Source organism: Aquifex sp. (assembly GCF_056494385.1).
The window spans coordinates 1-3,791 of sequence record NZ_JBSLZM010000039.1; the positions used below are offsets into that span (position 1 = coordinate 1).

The following is a 3,791-nucleotide window of genomic DNA, read 5'->3' on the forward strand; positions in this document are numbered from 1 at the left end:
GATGGTCTGCACCAGGCTATAGAGGTAAAAGAAGGGGTTGAGGTAAAAGAGGAAAACCAAACACTCGCATCAATAACCTTCCAGAACTACTTCAAGTTATACAAAAAGCTTGCGGGAATGACCGGAACCGCTGAAACGGAAGCTCTTGAGTTTAAGGAGATTTACGGACTTGACGTAGTTGTTATACCCACCCACAAACCCATGATAAGGAAGGACCTCCCGGACCTCGTTTACAAGACAAAGGAGGAGAAGTGGGAAAGGGTTGTTGAAGAAGTGTTTTTAAATCACGTATTCGGAAGACCAGTTCTCGTAGGAACCGTATCCATAGAGGATAACGAGAAGCTCTCGGCACTTCTCAAGAACAAGAAACTTCTTAAGGAGATAGCAAACAGGAAGAGCTTCAGAAAAAGGCTTGAGGAAACTGCAAAAAAGCTTAACATTCCCCTTGAAGAAGTTGAGAAGAAAGTAAAAGAAGTTCTCAAGGGGGGGATCCCCCACAACGTTCTGAACGCAAAGCACCACGAAAGGGAAGCGGAAATCATAGCCCAGGCGGGAAGAATCGGAGCGGTAACGATAGCCACGAATATGGCCGGTAGGGGAACGGACATACTACTCGGAGGAAATCCCGAATACCTTGCAAAGCAGATGCTGAAGGAAAAAGGACTTAATCCCGAGGAGGCAACCGAGGAAGAGTTTAAAAAAGCCCTTGAGGAAGCTTATAAGATAACCGAGAAGGAAAAGGAGGAGGTGAAAAAGCTCGGGGGACTACTCGTAATAGGAACGGAAAGGCACGAATCCAGGAGAATAGACAACCAGTTAAGGGGTAGAGCAGGAAGACAAGGAGACCCCGGGGAAAGCAGGTTCATACTATCCCTTGAGGATGACCTTCTAAGACTATTCGGAGGGGATAGGGTAAGCAAGCTCATGGATATGATGAAGATAGAAAGGGGAGAGCCGATAGAGAGCAGAATGGTATCAAAAGCCCTTGAAAATGCTCAAAAGAGGGTAGAAGCCCAGAACTTCCAGATAAGAAAAAGGCTTTACGAGTTTGACAGCGTGATGAATACCCAACGGGATGTAGTGTATACCCTCAGGAGAAGCATACTTGAAGGGGAAAACCTTAGAGAAAAGATTAAGGAGTTCCTTAGGGAAATACTTGAAAGAAGGGTTAACGAACTTCTTCCCGAAGACGACCCGGATTTATGGGATGCAGAATCCTTAAAGAACTTCCTCAAAGAACTTACGGGAAAGGAGGTTGATATACCAAAGCTAAGGGATAAGGAAGAGCTCGTAAACAAGCTTTACGAGGAGCTCCTAAAAATTTACGAAGAAAAGGAAAAGGAAATAGGAAGCCAAGAGGCTATGAGGGAACTGGAAAGAGTTATCCTCCTGAACATACTTGACAACGCGTGGAGGGAACACCTACACACCTTAGATAAACTAAGAGAAGGTATATACCTCAGGGGATACGCCGGAAGGGACCCGATAATTGAGTATAAGCGGGAAGCTTACGAGCTCTTTGAGGATATGATGGATAGAGTTAAGTTCCAAACCCTTAACACACTCTTCAATGTTCAGATAGCTTCCGCGGAAGAGGTTCAGGAAGTTGAAAAGGAAGAAGCAAAGAAACACGAGGAACTCCTAAAAGAGGCAACCCTTAGCTCCCAAAACAAGAGTAATAAAAGACCGAGACCAAAGACCCTTAAGGAGAGACTTCAAGAAGAGAGATTACGTAAAAGGAAGGCAAAAATGCGGAAGAAAGGGGAAGCCTAAGCTAAAATTCTTTTTATGGAAAACTTAGAAAATCTCGTAAAGAAGTATATAAAACCGGGCTACGAGTTTGAGCTTTTCTATGAGAGAAAGAAAAAAACTAAGATAGAAGTTTCAAACGAAGAGGTTGAAAACGTGTCTTCCGCCGAGGAGGGAGGACTCGGTATAAGGGTTCTCAAGGATAAAAGACTAGGTTTTGCATACACCTCTTACATCGGTGAGGAAGAAATAAAGGACACCGTTGAAAAGGCTATGGAGATGTGCGACATAGAGGAACCCGATGAGGGTAATACCTTTGTGGAAAAACTCGGGGAGGCGGAAGCGGAATCCGTTTACGACGAAGAAGGCCTAAAAACACCTCTTGAGGAAAAGATGGAAATCCCGGTCCTTATGGAGAAATACGCTAAGGAGCTTGATAAGAGAATAATCGGAGTAAGGAAATCAACGCTCACGGAGGTTGAGTTTGAGGTATTTATGAAGAACTCCTACGGCGTTGAGTATTTTTATAAAGGAACTTCATACTCCACGATGATATCAACCCTCGGAACGGAAGAAGGGGACAGCGCTATAGCCTGGGAGTTTAGAGCCTCCAGAAGGCTTAAAAACCTTGATTGGAAGGATATGGTAAAAGATGCGGTTTTCAAGACGGTAAACCTTTTGAAACCTTCAACTTTTGAAACAAGGAGTATGCCCGTAGTGTTTTTCAGAGACTCATTTGCTATGCTACTTGATGCATTTAGCCCGATGTTTTTGGGGGATTACTACGTAAAAGGTAAAACTCTCCTGAAGGGAAAAGTCGGGGAAAAAGTTGCTAATGAGAAAATAACGCTAATAGACGACGGGACACTTAAGGAAGGCTTTGCAACTGTTCCCTATGATGCCGAGGGTATTCCTACCTCAAGAAAAGAAGTTATAGAAAAAGGTGTTTTTAAAGGATTCCTTCACAGTTTATACACTGCGAAAAAATCCGGGGAAAAACCTACGGGAAACTCCGTAAGGGGAAGCTATAAAGAGCTACCTTCCTCCGGAACGACGAACTTCTACCTCCAGAAGGGAGAAATTAGTCTTGAGGAACTTCTTTCATCCCACGATGAGGTGTTTTTAATCCTTGAGGTTATGGGCCTTCACACCGTTGACCCTATATCGGGAGATTTTTCCCTCGGTTGTTCCGGTGTTCTATTTGAAAAAGGAAAGAAGGCAAAGAGTGTAAGGGGTATTACAGTAGCCGGAAACATACTTGAACTTTTTAAAAATATTGAGGGTGTAGGTGATGACCTGAGGTTTTACGGAAGCGTGGGGTCACCCTCAGTTCTTGTGAGGGAACTCACCCTGGGAGGAGGTTAATGAAAAGGGCAATCCTGTTGCTGATATGGCTCTTGCTTGTTGTTTTCACGATGGCTTCTTTTTACGTTTCTTACTCCACTTTTGTTGCAGAAAGGAATAAAAAAATAGGGGAAGATATATCAGCCCTTCTCATAGCGATACCCCAGCAGAATATAGTCTACCTTCCCTACCCTGAGCTTCTGGCTGTCAAAATAAATAAGGGGGGAAACATAATAAGAACGGCGAATACCTTAAAACCCCTTGATTTATCAAAATACGATATGTCCCTCAGAAAGGTAGAAAACGACACAGTGGAAGTTTACGTTAAAAAACCTTCCCTTGACGAGTTTATAGTTTTCCTCGTATCAAAACCTGTCTTTGGAGGATTACTCGCCTTTATATTCGTTATTTATATAAGCTTTTTCTATCTAACCGTCTCCGAGTTGAGGGAAGTTAAGGTAATAAAAACCTTTAAGGAGACCGGAAGTAAGCTTAAAAAGGAAGAAATACTTAAAAAGTTGAAAGCCATAAAACTTCTTTTCCACACCGAGAAAATACTTAAAGAGGAGAGTGTTGAAAAGGCCAAAAAACTCGTTGATGAACTTATAAACGAGATAGAAAATAAATAAGGAGGGAATTTAAATGAAAATTCTCATAGTCTCCTTTGATAAGAACTTAGTTGATAGCCTGAAGGCACA

3 protein-coding genes are annotated in these 3,791 nt (G+C 42.7%); all 3 read left to right on the plus strand.

Annotation, left to right across the window (positions count from 1 at the left end):
- Positions 1-18: 18 nt before the first annotated feature.
- Genes ACWB1W_RS03390 through ACWB1W_RS03400 form a run of 3 tightly spaced genes read left to right on the plus strand, consistent with a single transcriptional unit; the run spans position 19 to position 3,722 of the window.
- Positions 19-1,773, plus strand: coding sequence for a preprotein translocase subunit SecA (locus tag ACWB1W_RS03390; protein ID WP_479369992.1), 1,755 nt, complete (start codon positions 19-21; stop codon positions 1,771-1,773).
- A gap of 15 nt (positions 1,774-1,788) precedes the next feature.
- A complete protein-coding gene (locus tag ACWB1W_RS03395; RefSeq protein ID WP_479369990.1) occupies positions 1,789-3,114 on the plus strand; it encodes a TldD/PmbA family protein in 1,326 nt (441 codons plus the stop codon).
- Positions 3,114-3,722, plus strand: coding sequence for a hypothetical protein (locus ACWB1W_RS03400; protein WP_479369991.1), 609 nt, complete (start codon positions 3,114-3,116; stop codon positions 3,720-3,722). Before ACWB1W_RS03395 ends, ACWB1W_RS03400 begins: the two co-directional genes overlap by 1 nt.
- Positions 3,723-3,791 lie beyond the last annotated feature (69 nt).

Coding starts and splice junctions, on each gene's coding strand:
- ACWB1W_RS03395 (WP_479369990.1), top strand. CDS start 1,789: ATGGAAAACTTAGAAAATCTCGTAAAGAAGTATATAAAACCGGGCTAC.
- ACWB1W_RS03400 (WP_479369991.1), top strand. CDS start 3,114: ATGAAAAGGGCAATCCTGTTGCTGATATGGCTCTTGCTTGTTGTTTTC.